Origin of the sequence: Paenibacillus sp. MER 99-2 (assembly GCF_023714095.1) — a bacterium.
Lineage (GTDB): Bacteria > Bacillota > Bacilli > Paenibacillales > Paenibacillaceae > Paenibacillus.
In genome coordinates this window covers 39805-61112 of sequence record NZ_JAMAUZ010000015.1, presented here as the reverse complement: position 1 = coordinate 61112, position 21308 = coordinate 39805, and the positions used below count along the sequence as shown (strand labels likewise).

General features: G+C 45.5%; 16 protein-coding genes and 1 pseudogene. 11 read left to right on the top strand and 6 right to left on the bottom strand.

Annotation, left to right across the window (positions count from 1 at the left end):
* From M3636_RS28405 to M3636_RS28395, 3 genes are all read left to right on the top strand, one after another.
* Window positions 1–2345: S-layer homology domain-containing protein (locus M3636_RS28405; protein WP_251384689.1), on the top strand; the 2345-nt coding region annotated here is incomplete at its 5' end.
* 2 nt (window positions 2346–2347) lie between these two features.
* A complete protein-coding gene (locus M3636_RS28400) occupies window positions 2348–2821 on the top strand; it encodes a GNAT family N-acetyltransferase (RefSeq protein ID WP_251384688.1) in 474 nt (157 codons plus the stop codon).
* A 261-nt stretch (window positions 2822–3082) separates the two neighbouring features.
* The gene (locus M3636_RS28395; protein WP_251384687.1) at window positions 3083–4837 is read left to right on the top strand and encodes a methyl-accepting chemotaxis protein; all 1755 of its coding nucleotides are present in this window, start codon (window positions 3083–3085) and stop codon (window positions 4835–4837) included.
* Window positions 4838–4941: 104 nt separating this feature from the next.
* Here the strand turns inward: M3636_RS28395 and M3636_RS28390 are convergent, their stop codons facing one another.
* The gene (locus M3636_RS28390) at window positions 4942–5847 is read right to left on the bottom strand and encodes a LysR family transcriptional regulator (RefSeq protein ID WP_128100435.1); all 906 of its coding nucleotides are present in this window, start codon (window positions 5845–5847) and stop codon (window positions 4942–4944) included.
* Window positions 5848–5983: 136 nt separating this feature from the next.
* On the opposite strand from M3636_RS28390, the gene M3636_RS28385 reads away from it, so the two are divergent.
* Entirely contained in the window at window positions 5984–7027 is a 1044-nt protein-coding gene (locus tag M3636_RS28385; RefSeq protein ID WP_251384686.1) for a 2,3-butanediol dehydrogenase, read from the top strand.
* Between the two features lie 206 nt (window positions 7028–7233).
* On the opposite strand, the gene M3636_RS28380 is transcribed toward M3636_RS28385, so the two are convergent.
* The gene (locus tag M3636_RS28380; protein WP_251384685.1) at window positions 7234–8001 is read right to left on the bottom strand and encodes an AraC family transcriptional regulator; all 768 of its coding nucleotides are present in this window, start codon (window positions 7999–8001) and stop codon (window positions 7234–7236) included.
* Between the two features lie 198 nt (window positions 8002–8199).
* On the opposite strand from M3636_RS28380, the gene M3636_RS28375 reads away from it, so the two are divergent.
* From M3636_RS28375 to M3636_RS28350, 6 genes and pseudogenes are all read left to right on the top strand, one after another.
* Window positions 8200–10524, top strand: a complete 2325-nt coding sequence (locus M3636_RS28375) for a beta-L-arabinofuranosidase domain-containing protein (protein WP_251384684.1) — start codon at window positions 8200–8202, stop codon at window positions 10522–10524.
* An 86-nt stretch (window positions 10525–10610) separates the two neighbouring features.
* Window positions 10611–10814 (top strand): annotated as a pseudogene (locus M3636_RS28370) (IS110 family transposase); the annotation flags it as partial.
* 26 nt (window positions 10815–10840) lie between these two features.
* On the top strand, window positions 10841–11260 hold the full coding sequence (locus tag M3636_RS28365) for a hypothetical protein (protein ID WP_251384682.1): 420 nt from the start codon (window positions 10841–10843) through the stop codon (window positions 11258–11260).
* Window positions 11261–11960: 700 nt separating this feature from the next.
* A complete protein-coding gene (locus tag M3636_RS28360) occupies window positions 11961–12692 on the top strand; it encodes a hypothetical protein (protein WP_353056325.1) in 732 nt (243 codons plus the stop codon).
* Between the two features lie 12 nt (window positions 12693–12704).
* A complete protein-coding gene (locus M3636_RS28355) occupies window positions 12705–14393 on the top strand; it encodes a vWA domain-containing protein (RefSeq protein WP_128100439.1) in 1689 nt (562 codons plus the stop codon).
* A 20-nt stretch (window positions 14394–14413) separates the two neighbouring features.
* A complete protein-coding gene (locus M3636_RS28350) occupies window positions 14414–15553 on the top strand; it encodes a toxic anion resistance protein (protein WP_251384681.1) in 1140 nt (379 codons plus the stop codon).
* Window positions 15554–15809: 256 nt separating this feature from the next.
* Here M3636_RS28350 and M3636_RS28345 read toward each other — a convergent pair whose 3' ends face one another.
* From M3636_RS28345 to M3636_RS28335, 3 genes are all read right to left on the bottom strand, one after another.
* Complete coding sequence (locus tag M3636_RS28345) at window positions 15810–16541, bottom strand: YoaK family protein (protein ID WP_251384680.1); 732 nt, start codon at window positions 16539–16541, stop codon at window positions 15810–15812.
* A gap of 193 nt (window positions 16542–16734) precedes the next feature.
* A complete protein-coding gene (locus tag M3636_RS28340; protein ID WP_251384679.1) occupies window positions 16735–17784 on the bottom strand; it encodes a cupin domain-containing protein in 1050 nt (349 codons plus the stop codon).
* Window positions 17785–17909: 125 nt separating this feature from the next.
* Window positions 17910–18557: a TetR/AcrR family transcriptional regulator gene (locus tag M3636_RS28335; RefSeq protein WP_251384678.1), complete on the bottom strand. Its 648-nt coding sequence runs from the start codon at window positions 18555–18557 to the stop codon at window positions 17910–17912.
* 385 nt (window positions 18558–18942) lie between these two features.
* On the opposite strand from M3636_RS28335, the gene M3636_RS28330 reads away from it, so the two are divergent.
* Window positions 18943–19701: an SDR family oxidoreductase gene (locus tag M3636_RS28330; RefSeq protein WP_251384677.1), complete on the top strand. Its 759-nt coding sequence runs from the start codon at window positions 18943–18945 to the stop codon at window positions 19699–19701.
* Window positions 19702–19964: 263 nt separating this feature from the next.
* Here M3636_RS28330 and M3636_RS28325 read toward each other — a convergent pair whose 3' ends face one another.
* Window positions 19965–20999: a LacI family DNA-binding transcriptional regulator gene (locus M3636_RS28325; RefSeq protein ID WP_251384676.1), complete on the bottom strand. Its 1035-nt coding sequence runs from the start codon at window positions 20997–20999 to the stop codon at window positions 19965–19967.
* Window positions 21000–21308 lie beyond the last annotated feature (309 nt).

Genomic DNA, 21308 nt, shown 5'->3' with positions numbered 1-21308 from the left:
AGTTGGATGCTGAACCTAAAGCATACACAATCACCGCGACTTCGACAGAAGATGAGACGAAGAGCAATACCGCGACGATTACGGTAACCGCAGCACCAGTAATCCCAGTAACGCCAGCAGTTACGAGCGTTACGGTAGCACCAAGTAGCGCCGAGGTAACGCAAGGTACACAGCGTCAGCTGACGGCGGATGTTGAAGTTGTAGGCGGAGCTGTGCAAACGGTGAATTGGAGCAGTGATGATACAACCAACAAGGTCACGGTAGATGAGAACGGTCTAGTGAGTGTGGCGTTGGATGCTGAGCCCAAAGCGTATGTGATAACAGCGACTTCGACTGTAGATGAGACGAAGAGCAATACCGCGACGATTACGGTAACCGCAGCACCAGTAACGCCAGCAGTTACGAGTGTCACGGTAGCACCAAGTAGCGCCGAGGTAACGCAAGGTACACAGCGTCAGCTTACGGCGGATGTTGTCGTGGTGGGCGGAGCCGCGCAAACGGTGAATTGGAGCAGCGACGATACAACCAACAAGGTCACCGTGGATCAGAACGGTCTAGTGAGCGTCGCATTGGATGCTGAGCCCAAAGCGTATGTGATAACAGCGACTTCGACTGTAGATGAGACGAAAAGCAACACCGCGACCATTACAGTTAAGCCTATATTGGCTGAACCAACATACAGTATTGGTACGATTACAGATCAAACTGGAAGAATTCTAATCGCAGGATACAGGTCAGGAACTCAGGAAACCAAGACCATTACAGTTTTGAACACAGGCACTGGGATTTTAACAAATCTGAAAGTCGAATTAACGACAGGATCACTTAGCGCTTTTCAGCTAAGTCCAGTTATAGAGATGTTACACAGCGGAGATCGCGGAAGCTTCACGATAAGAGCAACAGATGGACTAGCAGCGGGGACATATACAGGAACAATCACCTTGTCTGCAGATCAATTATCGACATCTTTCAACTTTACTCAACAAGTTGTCTCGCCAAGTGTGCCTAACATTCCTTCAACTCCTGTTACAACGACACCTCCAATTTCAACCCCAGTGTCTACAATACCATCGAGTTCAACTCCTTCTGTGGAGACTGATGTTGAGGTGTTGGTAAACGGTAAAGTAGAAAAAGCGGGTAAATTAGTGAACTCGATTACGAATAATCAGGTCGTCTCTACGGTCATTGTGGATCCGGATAAACTCAATGAAAAGCTGACATTAGAAGGTGACCATGCGATAGTGATTATTCCAGTGATGACCGGAGCAGACGTAATTATCGGAGAATTAAACGGCCAGATGATAAAAAACATGGAGCAGAAGCAAGCTGTTTTGAAAATTCAGACAGAGACTGCTACTTACACGTTGCCTGCACAGGAGATTAATATCGATCATATCTTTGAACAAATTGGCCAACGTGTTTCTCTTGCCGATGTTCATATTCAAATCAAAATTGCCACTCCAGATTCCAAAATGAGACAGGTTGTTGAAAAGGCAGGGGAAGATACTGGATTTAATGTCGTCATTCCACCGCTTGACTTTTCAATTCAAGGCTCATACGAAAATACAAAGGTCGATATTAATCGTTTCAATGTGTATGTAGAACGCAGTGTTGCACTCCCAGAGGGGTTAGATCCAAACAAAATCACAACCGGTGTAGTCATTGATCCTCAGGGCAACGTTCGTCATGTACCAACAAAAGTGTTGAAAACAGATGAAAAATACTCTGCTGTTATTAATAGCCTCACGAATAGTACCTATGCTATCATCTGGAATCCCATTGAGTTTGATGATATGAATCATCATTGGGCTGAACAGGCAGTTAACGACATGGGCTCCAGAATGATTGTTGAAGGATACGAAAATGGATTATATGCACCAGATAATGTGATTACACGAGCGGAATTCGCTACAATTATTGTTCGTGCCTTGGGATTAAGGGTAGATCATAATGTTTCGGTATTTGCTGATGTAGATTCAACAGCGTGGTATGCAGGAGCAGTTCAAACTGCTTATGATTACAAGTTGATTAATGGCTATGAAGACGGTACTTTCCGTCCTACAGACCAGATCACTCGGGAGCAGGCTATACTAGTTATTGCAAAAGCAATGAATCTTACTAAATTGAATACGATTATGTCTAAGTCAGAGTCTGATGAGATTTTAGGTCAATTTATCGATGTGGATACTGTCTCTTCCTCGTCAAAAGAAAGTATAGCCGTTACCTTGCGAGCAGGAATTGTGAATGGGAAAGGCATTGGATTTATTGCACCTAAGGACAGCTTAACCCGAGCTGAAGTAGCTGCTCTCATGCAGCGTCTTCTGCAAAAGTCGGAGTTGATCTAATCATGACAATGGCTACTCGACTGGCAGTGCCGCATGATGCATCCTTCCTTTTTCTTCTTTACGCAGATACGCGTAAGTCTGAAGTTGATTCATGGGGATGGGCTGAAGAACAACGTAAGCTATTTTTAGAAATGCAGTTTAATGCTCAGAGAAGCTACTATTTTTTATCAAATGTGTCTACGTTGGAGAAAATAGTTACTCTTGAGGAAGAGAGCATAGGCCGAGTTGTAACAAGAGAGCATGATGGTATTCTTACGATAGTAGATGTATCTCTATTAAGTGAATTCCAGAATCGAGGATTAGGAACGGAATTGATTTGTTGTTATCAGGATTATGCAATCAACAATAAATTATCCATTCAGCTTCATTTAGTTAAAGAAAACCGAGCTTACAACTTATATAAAAAATTGGGGTTTGTGATTACAGGAGAATCTTATCCTTATATAGCAATGGAGTGGAATCCTTTGGTTATGTAAGAGCAAAGTTCATTGCTTAATTTACAGGTAACGCCTCACCCCCAAAATTAAAGGCTTATTCCCGCGGTAAAGCAGAGGAGTAAGCCTTTTTTTCTGTGTATTTAATGAAGAAAATTCCCTTATTTATGTCAACCCAATATTTTCTTGCGAAAATCGACATATTCGTATACTATTTTCACATTACATAGTGCTTCAAGCATGTTGAAATTGGGTATGGGCTAGTCGAAAAGGCTTACACGGATGTGGGAGGAAGAGGAGCGAATGATCGGAGTGTTCAGAAAACGTTTAGTTGTCCGCATAGTTGCCATCGTTACACTTGTCATGCTGGTACTGTCTGCAGGAAGTATGTTGCTTCAGCTAGCTAATACAAAATTGGCTGCACAGAAGGCAATCTCAAGTTATAACATTCAGATAGCTCAAAGTTATGTAAGTCAGTTAGATAAGGAGCCCTATGTAGAATTTGTGCAAGATCCACAAGAAAATAGTACATTTCTGAAGATACGAGATGAACTAGATGATTTTCGTGTAAGGATCGGCGCAATGTATGTGTACTATGCAAAAATAGATGACAAGGATACACCACTCATGATGGTGGACGGGATCAAGGACCCAGACAAAGCCTCCGCAATCAATGAAGTAACGGACATTCCTCCAGATGCTGTGGCCGAATTGCGGCAGGGGAACACAGCGAGTTCATCGATTATTAACAACGAAGAATATGGCGAATACATATCCTCCTATGCTCCAATCATGGATAACAACGGTGGTCTAGTAGGTGTAATCGGCATTGATACGGCTGTATCGGTCATCGGAACAATCGAGTCGGATATTATGACATCAAGTATTCCGTTCTATGCAGTGCTGCTGTTCATTACACTCGCAGGAATTGCCATTGTACTATGGTTTATCGTAAGAGGTCTGAGACCGTTGCAACCACTAAAAGCAAGTGTAGAACGAATGGCGCAAGGTGAGCTGGCAGAAGCAAACCGGATTTTGACAGCATACCCACTTCGCAGCCAAGATGAGATTGGTAGTACGTTTACAGCAATGACCCAAATGTCTGGGAATCTGAATAAAATCGTGAGTGACATGGTCGCGGGTGTGTCTGTGACTACAGAACTTCTTGCCGAATCGACTGAGGAATTCAATCGGAACGCAGAAGAGATGCTGGTGATGAATAAAACAGTGGATCATGCAGTTCAGCAGATTAGACAGGGCGCGCACACGCAGAAGCAAGGCGCAAGTGATAGTGCTCACGCAATGGAAGAGATCGCGAAAGGCATCACGGACATATCCGAGTCTTCTACAGCGGTGTCGGACGCTTCGACTACGACGCTTGCTACAGCACAATTGGGTAAGCAGAGCATGACAGACATGAAGAAGCAGATGGAGAATATATCCGCCGTTGCGGGAGAAGTGGTAGCGCTCGTTCAAGTGCTGAGCAACTACTCACAGGAGATTGGTGGCGCTCTGCATACGCTGCGGGATTTTGCCTCCCAGACGAAGCTACTCGCACTCAATGCTTCAATTGAAGCTGCTCATGCTGGAGAGCATGGGAGAGGCTTTTCAGTCGTAGCAGATGAGGTGAGAAAGCTGGCAGAAGCTTCGAGTTCATCTGTACAGACCATATCGGATTTGCTAACGGGCATTCAGCAAGAGTCTGAACAGATTGGGACACAGATGAATGTAACGGCACAGGAGATAGGTCAGGGGGTAACTCTGACTGCAGATGCGGAGGTTGCCTTTACACAGGTGGTCGACGCATTGCGACTCGTTACTCAGCGAATCCAGGAAGTCTCTGCTGCAGCAGAAGAAATATCCGCAGGATCTGAGGAAGCCGCCGCATCTGTGAACACCATCTCCGAGATTTCATCCGGCGTTTCGGATCATTCGGACGATATCTATCGTTTGACCCGTGAACAATCTGCGATGTTCCAAAAGGTGCTCGAGGCATCCAATGTACTGCAGCAACAGACGCATGAAATGAGTGAAGCCGTGAAGAAAGTCAAAGTATAGAATGAAATAAACGCAATATATGTAATGTTATTGAAACACCCTACTCTTTAGTCGAGCTGTGCCCACAGACATCGACTGAAAAGTAGGGTGTTTTTTAGTTTTTATTATAAATGTCCCAGCTCAATAGCCTGTCTGAACTTTAACGTAAATCGCTCTGCTGCCAGAGCAATTTCCTTCGACTCTGCCTGCACGAATCCAATCTGCATCTTGGGTTGATCAATGCCTGTAATTTCAATAAGTTTGAGTACACCCTCTTTCCACAAGGGATGTTGGTAGAAGGAGAAGTCATGCCCGATAGTAGCTGCCATATTGCTCCCAAGAACCGTTGTAATAGCTTCGGAATTATTCGTGCGGAACAAAATGGAGAGTGAGCCGTGATCATAGGAGAAATCTTGGATGAAATCATCGATGAATCCATCGCGGTACAATGCCAGCTTATGAAGCTTGAGTTGTTCAGGCGTGACCCGGTTCAGCTTCGCCAGCTCAGAGTGGTGATGGGTGCAGACGACAAGCTTGCCTGAGTACATGGGGATGAAGTGTAGTCCGTCGAACTCACGAAGCTGTTTCGTATAGATTGCGATGAATCCGAGATGTGTCTTGTTGCTGCGAATATCCTTGATAATCTCCATGGAACCTTTCTCTTCAATCGAGATATCCAATTGGGGATGTTCAATTTTCATCTCGGCTGTAGCCTGAACCAAGTAGGGCATGACACTGGGGAAAGTAGCTACATGAAGCTCGCCTGTTAAGGCGGAAGCCTCAATATTCATCGTTTTCAGATCATCTACACGCTGAAGGATATCCATTGCTTTGGCGATAAAACGTTTGCCTTCTACCGTAGGGAATGTGCCGCTGCGTGAGCGTTCGAAAAGCGTTAAATCCAGCTCATTTTCAAGTCGATGAATCGATTGGCTAATCGCGGACTGGGTGATGTGCAGATTCGCAGAAGCAGCAGAGAATGATTTCGTTTTGGCAATTTCAACAACGTATTCAAGCTGTTCAAGGTTCATATATTCATCTCCGTATTTGTATTACTATAACTAATATTAACATTAGTATCTATAAATATGAATAATGTTTGAACAGGGCTATACTAAGAGTAGAAGTTTTACTCATCTCATAAACGATAAAAAGGGGATGCATTCAATGAAAGCAGCAGTATGGTATGGAAAAAAAGATGTCCGCGTAGAAGAGCGTGAGGTAAAGGCAGCGCAAGCGGGACAAGTGAAAATTAAAGTACAGTATGCAGGAATCTGTGGCAGTGACTTGCATGCGTATCATCATGGTGTTGGTATACAAGAAGGGGATAAACATCCGCTATCCGGTCAGAATGCGCCGCTCACACTTGGTCACGAGTTTGCCGGAGTGGTTAGTGAACTGGGGGATAATGTAAGCGGAATCAATATTGGAGACCGTGTCGTTGTAGAGCCGTTGTATCATTGCGGAAAATGCGAGTACTGTATCCAAGGACGTTACAATCAATGTACACAATTCGGCTTTGTTGGCTTGAATGGAGACGGCGGTTTTGCAGAATATGTTGTGGTCGAATCCTACATGGTACATGCTCTGCCAGATAACGTATCCTTTGAAGAAGGAGCGCTTGTTGAGCCTACAGCCGTTGCCCTTCATGCTGTACGTCACAGCAAACTGAAAGTGGGACAGAAGGTTGCCGTATACGGTGCTGGTCCAATTGGACTGTTGACGATCTTGTCAGCAAAAGCGGCTGGAGCATCCGAAATCTATGCGGTGGATGTATTTGATGAGCGTCTGAACCTGGCAGCGAAGCTGGGCGCTATTCCGGTAAATAGTGCTCAAGTGAACGCAACCGAGACTATTCTACAACAGTCTGGCGGGATTGATATTGCTTATGAAGCTGCAGGTGTGCAGCCAACGATGGACAGCGCCATTTCCGTTATTAAGAAAGGCGGAGAAGTCGTAGTCATTGCGGCTATTCCAACGCCACTTCAAGTGAACTTCTTCGAGCTGTTGGTGAAGGAAGCGAATCTGACTTCTACGCTGGCGTATCGTCACATTTTCCCAGAAGTGGTTTCTTTGATCGCAGAAGGAGCATTGGATGTGAAGCAGGTTATTACGAAGAAAATCAAACTCGACAATATCGTGGAAGAAGGGCTTGAGTTGCTTATGTCCGATAAGAGCCACGCCAAAATCCTCATCGAAATTAACGGGTAATGAGTAGGTAAGTGTAAGTAACAGATAAACCCAGTTATCTTGAACACATTTCACAAAAGCTGACCTCTCAATATCATATGTCACACCAGAAGCCACCACCTATGAACGGTTCTCCCAAATGTTAGACTGCATTCTAGCCAGGGGGACAGCGAAATAGGAGGTGGTTTTTTGTCATGCGTACGAAGACCATATTCTCCATACTTGCCCTACTTGCGATTCAATTGCGTGAGGTAGAGATGGTTGCGATATTCCGAAGGGGTAAGCCCCTCATATTGCTTAAACATTCGTAGAAATAGTTTGTAGTCTGAGAATCCGCACGCGCCAGCGATTTCCTTCACACTTGCATTGGTAATTAGCAGCATCTGTTTGGCTCGATTGATGCGTTGAGTCAGAATATACGTTTTGAGACCTACACCTTTTTCGCGCTTTACCATTTTGGAGATATAGTCCTTGTTGAAGTTAAACGTCTCAGCTACCTTCGCTACCGTCACATCCGTATGGATATGAAGATCGATCCATTTGCAGATGTGATCCACAATGGCATTGTGTGCACGATAGTCGGAATTCGTATTACGCGCTAGCTCTTTCAATAACAGCAATAACGCAGCGTCGGATTCCTCCGATGAGAACGAAGAGACATGCAGTAACTGCTTGAATAACTGATTCGCCGTTGACGGTACCTGGATTGTAGAATAGGTGGGATACGTCAGAAACTCCTGCTGCTGCGTATCATAATGAACCCAGTAAAAGCTTACCGGTGCATCACTGGTCTGATACCCATAGTGGGTGAGCCCAGATCGAAGAAACAGCATATCGTTAGGGCGCATCACAAACTTCTGATCTTCCTGCGCAATATACATCTCTCCCTCTAACATCAAAATGATCTCTTGAAAGGGCATGCTACGCTTCATGTGTGTCCAGTTACCTTCCGAAATAAATTTCCCGCAGAGGTAATGTTCCAATAGCTTTGGCATAGGACGGATTTATCCACCTTTTCTTGGATTCTGAGTCTGATTCATTTGTATTTTATTTGATAACATGAGGAAGTACAAGGTTTACCAGAGATAGCTGGCTAATCGATACGAGAGATAGAACGACGGATTTTACCCTTTTTATTTAGATGGAAAATATATGATCACAGTTCGCTATATAGTTCATGAGGAGGAAATCAATTGATTACACAAACGAACAGAGGATTTTTGAGTCCTGCACAGGTTGATCTATCGGATGGGGTGTTCCATACGTCACAGCAGGTGGGAGAACAGTATCTCTTATCACTGGAAATGGATCGATTCCTTGCCCCATGTTATGAGGCGCATGGATTAAATGCACGCAAGGAACGTTACGCTGGTTGGGAGGCTCGTTCCATTAGTGGGCATTCCTTAGGACATTACATGTCAGCGCTTGCTGTGACCTATCAGGCGACGGGCAACGAGGAGTTGAAGCGTAGATTAGACTATGCAGTCAGTGAATTGGCTGGTATTCAGCAGGCGACAGGTAGTGGTTTTATTGGCGGACTGCCGGAGGAAGCATTTATCATCGGATTCCAAGCTGAACACATTGGCGGTTTTAACATCGGGGAGTATTGGGTTCCTTGGTACAGTGTGCATAAAATCTATCGTGGACTTATCGATGCGTATAGGCTGACAGCGAATGAAGAGGCACTTCAGGTAGTCACTCGTTTTGCAGATTGGGCAGTGGCAGGACTGCAGGGCATGACGGATGAGCAGGTACAGAAGATGCTTCAGTGCGAGCATGGGGGCATGAATGAGGTATTTGCACAGTTGTATGGCATGACGGGCAAAGCGGTCTATCTGGAGACAGCGAAACGCTTTACTCATGAGACCATTTTGGCACCTCTAGAGCAGCAGAAGGATGAGCTACAGGGAATGCATGCCAATACTCAAATTCCGAAAGTGATCGGAGCAGCGGAGATTTATAATCAAGATCACTCCCACGAGAGCTACCGCACAGCGGCTGAATTTTTCTGGGATACGACCATACATCACCGTTCTTATGTCTTTGGTGCAACGAGTATTTCGGAGCATTACGAGGCCAAGGGCATGGAGAGCCTGGGGATCAAAACAGGAGAGAGCTGCTGTACCCACAACATGATGCAGTTAACGAAACAACTCTTCACTTGGAACCCAGATCATGCATACATGGATTATTATGAGAACGCTGTCTACAATCACATTTTAGGCACACAAGATCCGGATACTGGGAACAAAACGTACTTTGCTTCCACGCTCCAAGGACATTACAAAATCTACGGAACTCATGATACCGCATGGTGGTGCTGCACAGGATCAGGCATGGAGAATCCGGGCAAGTATGCCGAAGCAATCTATTTCGAGGAAGACGATAACCTGTATGTGAACCTGTACATTGCCTCTACGCTAGACTGGACTTCACAAGGATTGTCATTGAAGCTGCACACCGATTTCCCTTATTCGGAAAAAGGAACCCTGAAGATTACCGGAGGCAATGCCTCGGCGAATCTGAAGCTGCGCGTACCATCCTGGCTCCAAGAGCCGATGACGGTCATGGTGAATGGGGACACGCAACAGATCGTGTCCCAGAGCGAGCCGGGATACATCACACTTTCCCGTCACTGGAACGAGGGCGATGTGGTTACCTTTACTCTTCCAATGGCGCTCAGTCGGTATACATCCCGAGATGATGAACATAAGGTAGCATTCCTGTACGGGCCTATTGTACTTGCCGGTGCACTTGGTAGCGAAGGGCTTCCTGTGGATACGATCGTAGACGAGACTGCGCTGAATCCTAAGACGGCGCCTGTACCTGTCATCTGGACAGAGGAAGGGGATGTACGGAAATGGATTCGAGTTCTCGATCAGAGCAAGTTAACCTTCGAGCTGAGCGGAGAGGTAACTTCCACGGGAGAGGCTGTGAAGCTCATTCCGTTCTATGATGTGCATCATCAGTTCTATACGGTGTATTGGCCGCTTAACGATGAAGGCGATGCACTGGAGAAGGTATTGAATGATATCACCATCGACAGAGTTCAGCCGGACGGTCAGCAGGATGAGATCGGACACCAGCTGGACGGCAACTGCCGTGAGGCGCAGTATAACGGCTCGTCTACGGACGGTCGCAACAAGCTGCACATGTGGCGAGAAGCGTACGGTAATGATGATGCTCACTTCAGTTATCGACTGGCCGTGCAGCCGGGAGCGCTTAATTATCTGTGCGTAGCCTATTGGGGCGGAGATCATTCTCCTTTTGAACGTGAGGGCATTCGGTATGATCGGCACTTCAGTATCATCGTCGATGGAGCCGTTATTGGAGAGCAGCGGATTCATATGAACAAGATTGGCGAGACGTTCTATGTTGCCTATGATATTCCGCAGGAAATCACGTCGGGCAAAGACAGTGTTAAGGTGACGTTCCAGGCGCTGGGTGACAATGGTTGTGCCGGTAAAGTCACAGAGGTTCGCACCACACGAAGCAAACCGGAATTTCTGATTATTTGAGCAGGGAAGCGGTGATGATTTTCATAGAGGCAATGTTATAATACAAGCATAATACGGATGATAAAAGAGTAGGAACCATTCCTGTAATGAAACAGAAACAACGTATTACAACAATTACGGAAAGACGCTGGTCGTTGGGGCAGACATTTCCAAGAAATTCATGTGGCAAGAGCTGCCGATTTCCATGGGAGGAGCCAACAGGGCACCACTGGTTCCCTCTGGTAGCTTTTCTAAAAGCGAATGATATCCAAGTCGTCATCTTCAATCCGCATCACGTCAACAAAAGCAAAGCGAGTAATGAAAGGAAGTGAACGTTGTGAGAGTCGGGAAATCATCGGATACTTCAACATTAACGTGGGTGGGAGCACTATCTGATGAACTTCTTCCTGTGTTTGAAAAAATGGAGCAGCATTATGCTGTTTGTGAAATAGAATTGTTCTTTGTGTTTCGTTGTCTTCCGGATACATATGAACGGAACTCAAGAGTTCGGTACGCTAAAGCAGAGAATGTGCTCTATTTCGATATCGTAACAAGTGAAGATGAATATAAAACGTTGACTAAAAATCGTCAGCGGTATGAATTAAGTCATGCTTTCTATGCTTTCTTTAGGGGAAAACTGAAAAAATACAAAGTCCAGGGGCTTGATTATAATCAGTTCATGAGTGATATAAAACATTGGTTGCAGGAGATTGGTTGGTTGCAAACAGAGCTTGAGTCATACATGACTGATACATAAAGCAAGTAGACGGAATTGAAGATGAAGTGAAGTGTGGAATATTTTAATTATTAAATAAAACGTCTCTACGAAGATAGAAATCGTAGAGGCGTTTTTGTAGTGGTGCAAATTCGCTATTATCGCCAGCTTTAGTAAACAAGATTCCTTCACATGCGGAGATCGTTGGAATGACTAGGATCAAAGCCGCTACCAAACGGTGTAGAGCAAGTTACAAAGAGCTAGTTGAATACGCATTTATATAAAAAATGACACGCGTACCAATTTTCCGCGTATTACCGATTAACATCTAATCATCCACAATCTGCTATTTTCAGGCAACATACCGCTACAGTTTGACCACAAGTTACCCAATTCGTTTCAATGTTGTCCCTTAAAGATGAAATGGGATAAGCCCAAGCCACGTATAGTTATAGTATCGGAATATCCAATCATATCCACCTGAGAGCGTTAACATCATGTACAATGATAATGAGATAAACAGGAAAAAAACGACATCAAGACCTGGGTCGTGTCTGAAAACTCGCTGAAGTGCATCTTTTACCGCCTTTTCGCCCCCTACTGCGTCACTTTCCCTTGACGTGCCCCGGCACGCCTGCGGAAAACTTCCTGGCTTGAAACAAAAATTCGGCAAAATCTGCGTCCTTCGGAGTTTTCAGGCACTCCCTAATATCTAACATGAAAGGAGGTCGAATGATTGAACATGACCAAATACATAAAGTTTCTCGGACTGATCCTCGGCATTGTGGCGGTGAATGTTCTCGCATTCTCACCGGGCTTTATCGGACTGGAATTTGGGGAGAGTGCATTCACGACAGCACTTTCGGTGACGCTGCTGTTTGGTAGCGCACTCGCTCTGTTCTATGGCAGCTATACCTTGTTGTTCAAGCAACCGGTTGTTCTGCCTGTGAGGCATATCGAAACACATGAGGATTATGTGGAGGCTTTATCTTTTTATAGACGCATCAAAGTGCTTGAAGAAGATATTACGCTGGGCTTATCCCAACTTAGTCGGATGAAAAAAAAGAAAGAGACACTCCTGAACGTATTGCATCAACGATTTGATCCCGGAGAACTGAGCTTCAAGAAATTTGCTTCTGTCACGCTAGAAGTAGAGAAGCTGTTGTACCTGAACATTCGCAGCGTGTTAAATCGATTGAATGTATTTGATGAAGCGGATTATGCCAATATGATGAAATCCAAATCCGCGAGCCTGCCGCAGAAGCTTTTTCAGGAAAAAACGAAAGTGTACAACGACTATCTAACCTACGTAAAAGATTCACTCCACACCAATGAGGAAATTCTGCTCAAGCTGGATCAGTTACTACTAGAAATTTCACGCCTAGACAGTTACGAAGCCGGAGATATTGAACAGATGCCTTGTATGCAGGAGATTGATCAATTAATTAAGCACACCAAATTATATAGACAGTGAGGGGTTGCTCGTATGGCGAAGAAGGGGAAGTTTTTTTTCATATCCATTGTAATGCTGGTGCTTGTGTTCGGCCTAGTCTATGCAGGAATTACGCTAACGTCAAACTTCGGTAAGTCATCTTCACAGGTCAGCACGGAGAACGCAGGTAAGGAACTAGGTAAGTTGTATGCAGACATTGCACCTGCAACAGCAGAACCGGTCAAGGGTCAGATTGATCTGGATCCGGTTGATGTCGCAGAATCACTGCCGGACATTTCCAAATTCCCGATTGCGGTAGAGAATACAACGAATGATTATGTTGAAATCTTCTCTTCCACAGAGAAGTCGGGCAGCGGGGTAGATGGTTGGTTAACGGAAGTAGCGCAAGAATTCAACCAAGCGAATATCAGCGTAGGTGGTAAACAAGTGTCGGTGAAGATTCGTAATATTGCTTCTGGAACAGCTACCGACTATATCAAGTCAGGCAAGTATGTACCCGATGCCTTCACACCTTCTAATGAACTGTGGGGCGAAATGGTAGAAGCAAGTGGAGTGAAGACAGAGAAAGTATCCGAACGACTCGTCGGTAACGTGCCTGGGATCGTCATCTCCAAAGCGAAATATGATGCACTGGTTGACACGTATGGCTCTGTCAATGTGAAGACAGTTACCGAAGCGATTGCGAAAAACGAACTTGCGATGGGGTATACCGATCCATTTGCGAGCTCCACGGGGCTGAACTTTCTCGTGACAGCACTGAATACGTATGACAGCTCGAATCCGCTTGGTGAGAAGGCGATCCAAGGCTTTGAGAAATTCCAGGCGAATGTACCGTTTACCGCGTCCACGACTATTCAGATGCGGGAAGCTGCCAAGTCAGGCCGTTTGGATGCATTTGTACTTGAATACCAGACATTTGTGAATACCGCCGATCTGAAGAGTGGATATGTGTTCACACCATTTGGAGTAAGGCATGACAGCCCGCTATATGCTCTCGGTCAATTGCCGCAGAACAAGCAGGAGATCATCCAGAAGTTTGCGGAATTCGTCACGCAAGATAAATACCAGAAATCAGCCGAGGAGTTCGGTTTTAACGGCCTCCCGGATTATAAATCAGAGGTAGCAGCGGTAGATGGCGGTACGCTGTTGTCCGCGCAGAAAGTATGGAAAGAGAAGAAAAATGGCAGCAAACCTATTGCCGCAGTGTTCGTTACCGATGTATCTGGAAGCATGGATGGCGAACCGCTTAACCGGCTTAAAGAGTCGCTGCACAAAGGTCAGAAGTATCTGGGTACGGACAACAGTATCGGCTTAGTATCCTACTCCAGTGGAGTTACCGTCAACTTACCTATTGCCAAGTATGATACGAACCAGCAATCGATGTTTGTGGGCACGGTGGATAGCTTGCAAGCAGGTGGAGGAACAGCGACCTTTGACGGGATCGTTGTGGCAATGAAGATGCTGGAAGATTACAGGGCTGCTAATCCCAACGTGAAGCCGCTGATTTTTGTCCTAAGTGATGGTGAGACCAATGAGGGACATACGTTGCAGGATATCCGTGAGTTGGTAGAGACGTATCAGGTGCCGATCTATACCATTGGCTATAACGCAGATATCAAAGCATTGGAGAGCATCTCCAGCATTAACGAAGCCGCAAGTATTAATGCCGATACCGACGATGTCGTGTACAAGATTGGGAACCTGTTCAACGTACAGATGTAATATTTTAAGGGGGAACGTCAATGTCATTTTCCATGGAGATACCTAGTCAGAAGGAAATTCAGAAGGTAATTGAGGAAGAAGTGAAGCCAGTGCCTGCAGAGATCGCCGAGCTGCAACAAGTCGCGAGTGCCAACGTAGAGATGATCATGACACTGGACCTTGAATCGTTGGAGAAGCGCAAGGAGATTCTGCAATCCATTGAGGGCTTTGGTATGAACACGATGAGATCCTCTTCGGAGAAAAACGCGTTGCTTCAAGTCTCCGTTGGACATCTGTCCAAGACGGGAGACGAGGGCGGTCAGGTAGCCAAAGGCTTAACTGAGCTGCATATGCAACTGAAGGATCTCGACCCGAGCGTGGTCGACTTTGCCAAGACCGGCTTTCTGGGCAAGTTATTTAATCCGCTGCGCGCGTATTTCTTGAAGTACCAGAAAGCAGATGCAGTTATTGCAGACATCGTGACCTCGCTGGACAAAGGGCGAGCGACTTTACGCAATGACAATACCACCTTAGAGATTGAACAGCAGAATTTGCGCGATTTAACGAAGCGATTACAGAAAGAGATCCAGTTAGGTGTGCTGATGGACGAATCCATTGATGGACAGATTGAGGCGGCGAAAGTACGCAATGAAGATCCTGAGAAGGTTCGCTTTATCACAGAGGAAGTGTTATTCCCGCTTCGGCAACGGGTGATGGATTTACAGCAGATGCTGGTGGTGAACCAGCAGGGGATCATGGCGATTGAAGTGGTCATCCGTAACAATAAGGAACTCATTCGCGGGGTAGATCGGGCGAAAAATGTAACCATATCGGCACTGAAAATTGCCGTAACCGTAGCAAGTGCGCTCTATAATCAGAAGATTGTTTTGCAGAAAATTGAACTACTGAACCAGACGACGAATGACCTCATCGCAGGCACATCCAAAATGCTCAAGGATCAGGGCATCGCCATTCAAAAGCAGGCGTATGATGCGAGCATTTCGGTCGATACGATGAAGCAAGCGTTCACGGATGTCCTGTCTGCACTGGATTCGATCAGTGTGTATAAACAGGAAGCATTACCGCGGATGAGGGAGACGATCTCACAGTTCCGTGAACTCGCGGATACGGGAGAGCAGCAGATTCAGCGATTGGAGAAAGGGCAGAAGCTGGGTCTGTAATTTTCTATAAGTGCGTGTTCAAAAAGGGCAGTTTTCAGTACCAAGAAGATGGGATGAAGATAGAAATGGAGTAGCGGAGCGTAGATTAAGCTACGTGAGCAACGGACATTTCGGCTGAATCCCATATTCGAAGCTGAGATGCCGCTCGCGCATCCTTCGTAATCAAAAGCGGACTTTTTGAACAACCTCTATAACGTGTGCTTCTTAGCTGCATAGAACGGTACAGAATATGATGGCTTGAACGGTTGACCCCGAGTTATCCAGGGTTAACCGTTCTTTGTCGTTGCATGTAGAGTGCATATGGAATCAGCAGCACAAGAGCAGATAAGGCGACGAACAGGGAAATCAATAGACTCGCCTGAGTGAACAGGAGTGCTCCCAGAGCGGCACCGATGACAAATGTAATCCAGGATAAGGCCAACACAGCCCATTCGGATGCAGGGGCTTTGCCACGTACTGCCTTAGCGATGGCTTGTCCAATGCCGTACAACGTTCCTGACACGAAACCTTTCCCCACGTCCGCATGTGCAACCATCTGGTGCATCGTATTCTGCATGCCCATCGCCACTGCGAGTGGAAAGAGAATGCTGTTGGTGTGGAGCAATAAGACCAAGGTGATCGCAATAACGAATAAGATAGATTCCGCACTTAAAATTAACGTCAAATGATATTGCCTGAATAGATCCGTTATCAAGGTGCCGATAAATGCCCCCACAATAAATAGCAGCACGACAACCCCTGTCGTTGCCCATGCGGAGTAGTCCCCTTTAAAGAGTGCAATCCCTAGCTTGGTGCTATTACCGCTCATAAAAGATAAATAAACCTTGCCTAATCCTAGATAGCCAATGGCATCAATGAATCCGGCAATCAACACTAGAGCTAATGATAACAAAAGCCGGGATAATCCCGGCTCTAAGCGTTCTAAAGTATGTCCAATATGTTCAGTTGTATCTTGATGAGCATTGGTCGAATCAGGCGTTAAGGACATAGACGCAACCTCTCTTCTGGGGCGTGAAAGCAGTGATGGCAGATCAGTCTATCCGATACGATAGGAGTGTAACCACATATGTTGGCATGTACTTTTCCCACTCTTGTGTGAACATCGTAGGTAAAACATAGATCACTTGTTTTAGCTAGACGGGTTCTACACAAAGGGAAACGCAATACATGTTAGTTGTCATTCAGGAATGATTCTTATCCTTATGCTGGTCTGGTGCAATAAAAAGTGTATCATTTGGAAGCTGAGCCGCTTCTTCTTTAGACATACCCAAATTCGTGGACAATAGATCGTCTGGATTACCTGCAATCCATTCACTCAGATCAATGGCTTCATAGTGCCCGCTGTTGAAGCCGATTAACACACGACAGACGTCGTCTCCGGTATTTTTGATATAATGACCAGCCCCCATAGGTGCATAGCCGACATCGCCTGCTTCGAAATGCTCTGTGACCGCATGACCCTCTGCCAGGAATACCGTCATTTCAGCCTGACCACTAATGTAGTACTGCCACTCGTCCGCATTAGGATGCCAATGCATCTCTCGTAGCGCACCCGGCTGTAGTTCAATGAGCGAGCCAGCCATCGTGGTAGAGATGGGGAAATCTTCAACGGTCACTGTGCGTTGCGTACCTCCTCCTGGTGCTCGTCGAGGTTGTTTGGCAAGGAGTGGATACCGGTGAATCGTTGTCAGCTCTGAGTTACGACGATATGTACCGGAAGATGAGCTATCGTTGGGTACGGGCCCTTTGGCAAAGTAGGCCTCGCCCTGATTCAGCTTGGCTGCCTGTTCTTCGGTGATGCCAAGATTTTGAGCGACAATGTTGTTTGGCGTTTGTGTAATGAAATCTGTGATGCTGAATGTATGATCCTCCGAGAAATCGCCATTATCAAAAATCAAAATAAAATGACATTCGTCTGGGCCGAGACCCTGGATGGAATGTCCATATCCGCGCGGGAAGTACCAGACATCACCGGGCTCGAACGTATCCGTGTAGGCATGTCCATCCGGATGAATCACCGTTGTACGACAGGAGCCACTGATGACGTAAGCCCATTCTGCTGCGTTTGCATGCCAATGCAGTTCACGCATGCCTCCCGGCTCTAATCGCATGGATACGCCAGCAATGCCGATTGAAGCAGGGAAATCTTTAACCGAAGCGCCGCGGGTAATTCCGCCAGAGCCTGTCCGAGGTTCCTTTTGTTCAAGCCGATATTTAAAAGATGTCATCATGATTCCTCCTCATATCAAATTAGGTTTACATGTAAAAAGTTGAATATGTCGTCTATGTTCTTTTAACCATATCCTACGAATCTATTCAGCTACACCTTACTTAATATGAGGCAAATGACAATCATTCATTCCAGGGTCATTCCATTTTTTTGTACATATTGTGCTGCGGATTGTTGATGAGTCGAATGATAGACCAGATTAGCAGGTTTATAATTAATAATTTTGAACAATTCCTCGGCCATATAGCCAGGGCTGTGTCTGAACTCCTGATGAATCCACTCAATAATCATGCCGAAGATGGCATGCGCCTGATAACTTGCAAGCAGCTCGCGGTTGATATGCGTCGGGAATATTTCGTTCAGATCCTGTAAGGCGAGGTCACGAAGAACATTACAGATCATCTGTTGGAAGCTGGAGGATGCCTCGGATTTGACGGCAAGAGTATAGAATGGAGCATGCTGATAGACGTGCTCAAAGATGCGGATGGCTGATGATGGCATATGAATCACTTCAAATATTTCTTTACCTTGATACGGCTCACGGTAGGAGGTGACTAGATCTTGAATGACATCATCTATGATCTCATTAAACAGATCTTCTTTGTATTGATAGTGCTTATAGAAGGTTCCACGATTCAGATCCGCCAACTTCACAATATCGGTGATGGATATTTCTCGGAACGCTTGCTTTTGCATAAGCTTAATGAGTGCATTTTTCAGGGCAGCTTTGGATTTTTTAATTCTTCGATCCGTGGATTCAGTAGGGTCTGACATCGAATTTCCTCCCTTATATAGGTTGTTCAAAAAGTACGCTTTTGATTACGAAGGATGCCTGAGGGCATCTCGGCGTCGAATATAGGACTCAGCCGAAATATCCGTTACTCACGTAGTTTTCCTACGCTCCGCTACTCCATTTCTATCTTCATCCCATCTTCTCGGTACTGAAAAGCGAACTTTTTGAACTCGTATTTTAGCAGTTGTTCAAAGAGTCCGATTCAATAAACGTACAATAGACGTCTGAATTGTTGCTTAACGTACAAAAGGACAAGCTTTTACTGATTGATACCAAAAGCTATGAATTATTATACTAAGGATACAAGTTAATGAACATTTGTTTGTTAACTTATTGTAAACGAATACAAAAAGGAGGATTCAAGATATGAAACTTCAAGATAAAGTTGCCGTTGTGACAGGTGCGGGTTCAGGCATGGGAAAAGCGATTGCTACACTATATGCTAGAGAAGGTGCCAAAGTAGTCGTGTCAGACATTAACGAGCAATCTGCTCAGACGGTAGCTAGTGAGATCAAGGAATCAGGCGGAGAAGCGATCGTGGTTTTGGCTAATGTAGCCAAAGAAGAAGATGTGCAAAATCTGATTGATGTGACGGTAAGCACATACGGTACTGTGGACATTTTGGTGAACAATGCAGGCATTATGGATGGCATGGAGCCAGCAGCAGATATTACGGATGAGAAGTGGGAGAGATTGTTTGCCGTAAATACAACCAGCGTGATGCGGACTACGCGTAAAGTACTGCCGATCTTCCAAGAGAAGCAAAAAGGAGTCATTGTGAACATTGCCTCAGCGGGCGGATTGCACGGCGGACGTGCAGGAGCCGCTTATACAGCCTCCAAACACGCGGTGATTGGTTTCACCAAAAATACCGGATATATGTATGCTGAGCAAGGCATTCGTTGTAATGCCATCGCTCCAGGAGCTGTGGCAACTAACATTAGCTCATCGATGGCGGGAATAAGTCCATTTGGTGCTGGACGTCAACAACTAGGTATGGCGATCAACCCACGTGTAGGTACGAGTGAAGAGATTGCCCAAGTGGCTCTATTCCTCGGCTCGGATGAGTCCAGCTTCATTAACGGAACGGTCATTACGGCGGATGCAGGCTGGAGTTCATACTAATTCGAGTGCGCAGTAATAGAATCGCTAGTGCAAGCATAGTCGGACGGAGTATGCAAAGCTCAATGCAATTGCAGTACTTCATGTGTCCAAAGAGAACATACACAACCGTGCGTATAGTTCTGTAAAATTAATCAAGAGCCGCATCTCATGATGCGGCTTCTTTATTGTGACCTCACTTACGAGTCGACATCGTGCATCTTGCCCGATCTGATTGGGACAAACGTTTGCACTAACACACAAGAGCCTTCATACGTCAGCTTATGTCAGCTCAGAGATGACTTGGTTTTGGAGAAGAGTGAGGATTCTCGCACAATCAGTCGATGTGGAATAATAACGGGATTATGCGTTTGCGGCTCCCCGCTTATAATTTTGAGTAACACTTGAACTGCTGTATAACCAAGCTGATAGGTTCCGATATCAATCGAGCTGAGTGGCGGTGAAGCGAGTTCAGATAGCGCAATATTATTAAAGCTAACTACACTAATATCCTCAGGTACCTGATACCCAAGCTCGGCAAGAGCTCTCAGCACTCCAAAAGCCACATTATCATCAATAACAACAATGGCTGTTGGTCTATCAGGCAAAGACATGAATAGAGACATCGCTCGGAATCCGCTCTCCTGTAGGAATTCACCCTCTACAATCCAGTCCCGATTGGCATGTAGCTCTGCTTCGGCAAGAGCCTTCTGATATCCGCGCATACGATCATGTGATAACGTAATATCCGGCGGGCCACTCACGAATCCAATCCGCGTATGCCCTTGTGCAATCAGATGCTGCGTGGCATCATAAGCAGTCTGCACATTGTCATTATCCACCATGGGTGCGTTTGGGTGAGCTTCACTACGACCGATCAGGACAAAAGGAAACTCTTCCTCTTCAAGAAATGAAATGATCGGATCATCTCGCTTCGAACCTAGCAGCAGAATGCCATCTACTCTTCGGCCGTGCACAAGCCGGGATATGGCATGAAGTTCGTCATCGGATGATGTTTCAGTTGTTAGCAGCAATTCATAATTGTTGCGTGTGGCGAGTGTAATAATACCTCGTAGCAATTCCCCAAAAAAGTAGTTCTGGAACAACTCCTCTGCAGGGCGCGGAAGCATAATCCCAAGGGTTTGCGTCGTTTTGGACACAAGGCTTTTCGCCATAATGTTGGGATGATAGTTGAGTTCTTTCATAATTTGCTTTACTTTGAGAGACGTCTCGGCGCTAATTCTGGGATGGTTGGAAATCACCCGTGACACTGTAGAAGGGGAGACACCCGCCAATTTGGCTATATCCTTGATCGTAATCATGTAATAAATCCCCTCTGAACAATCATTTCAACTTTCCCCTATGGTAATGCAAAGGATACGAGAAATCAATTATTACCTACCTGATACAGAATACGAAGGAAGTAAAATAAAGGAAGAATGAGTTAGAAGAAGGGAATAGAGAATTACTTCCGCAAAATGAGAGAAAATGGTTAAAATTGAAGCGATATGGCTTGTGCAAACGTTTGTACAAAGAAAGTATCGTATTGTATGATGTGAGTGTTATTGTAGCGCTTACATCTCTGGTTTTACATACTTCCGAGCACATTTCTCCCTACATATCGAACAAAA

Bases quoted from the DNA above. Each gene is read 5' to 3' on its own strand.
- M3636_RS28400 (WP_251384688.1), top strand. From the start codon at position 2,348: ATGACAATGGCTACTCGACTGGCAGTGCCGCATGATGCATCCTTCCTT.
- M3636_RS28395 (WP_251384687.1), top strand. From the start codon at position 3,083: ATGATCGGAGTGTTCAGAAAACGTTTAGTTGTCCGCATAGTTGCCATC.
- M3636_RS28390 (WP_128100435.1), bottom strand. From the start codon at position 5,847: ATGAACCTTGAACAGCTTGAATACGTTGTTGAAATTGCCAAAACGAAA.
- M3636_RS28385 (WP_251384686.1), top strand. From the start codon at position 5,984: ATGAAAGCAGCAGTATGGTATGGAAAAAAAGATGTCCGCGTAGAAGAG.
- M3636_RS28380 (WP_251384685.1), bottom strand. From the start codon at position 8,001: ATGCCAAAGCTATTGGAACATTACCTCTGCGGGAAATTTATTTCGGAA.
- M3636_RS28360 (WP_353056325.1), top strand. From the start codon at position 11,961: ATGACCAAATACATAAAGTTTCTCGGACTGATCCTCGGCATTGTGGCG.
- M3636_RS28355 (WP_128100439.1), top strand. From the start codon at position 12,705: ATGGCGAAGAAGGGGAAGTTTTTTTTCATATCCATTGTAATGCTGGTG.
- M3636_RS28350 (WP_251384681.1), top strand. From the start codon at position 14,414: ATGTCATTTTCCATGGAGATACCTAGTCAGAAGGAAATTCAGAAGGTA.
- M3636_RS28345 (WP_251384680.1), bottom strand. From the start codon at position 16,541: ATGTCCTTAACGCCTGATTCGACCAATGCTCATCAAGATACAACTGAA.
- M3636_RS28340 (WP_251384679.1), bottom strand. From the start codon at position 17,784: ATGATGACATCTTTTAAATATCGGCTTGAACAAAAGGAACCTCGGACA.
- M3636_RS28335 (WP_251384678.1), bottom strand. From the start codon at position 18,557: ATGTCAGACCCTACTGAATCCACGGATCGAAGAATTAAAAAATCCAAA.
- M3636_RS28330 (WP_251384677.1), top strand. From the start codon at position 18,943: ATGAAACTTCAAGATAAAGTTGCCGTTGTGACAGGTGCGGGTTCAGGC.
- M3636_RS28325 (WP_251384676.1), bottom strand. From the start codon at position 20,999: ATGATTACGATCAAGGATATAGCCAAATTGGCGGGTGTCTCCCCTTCT.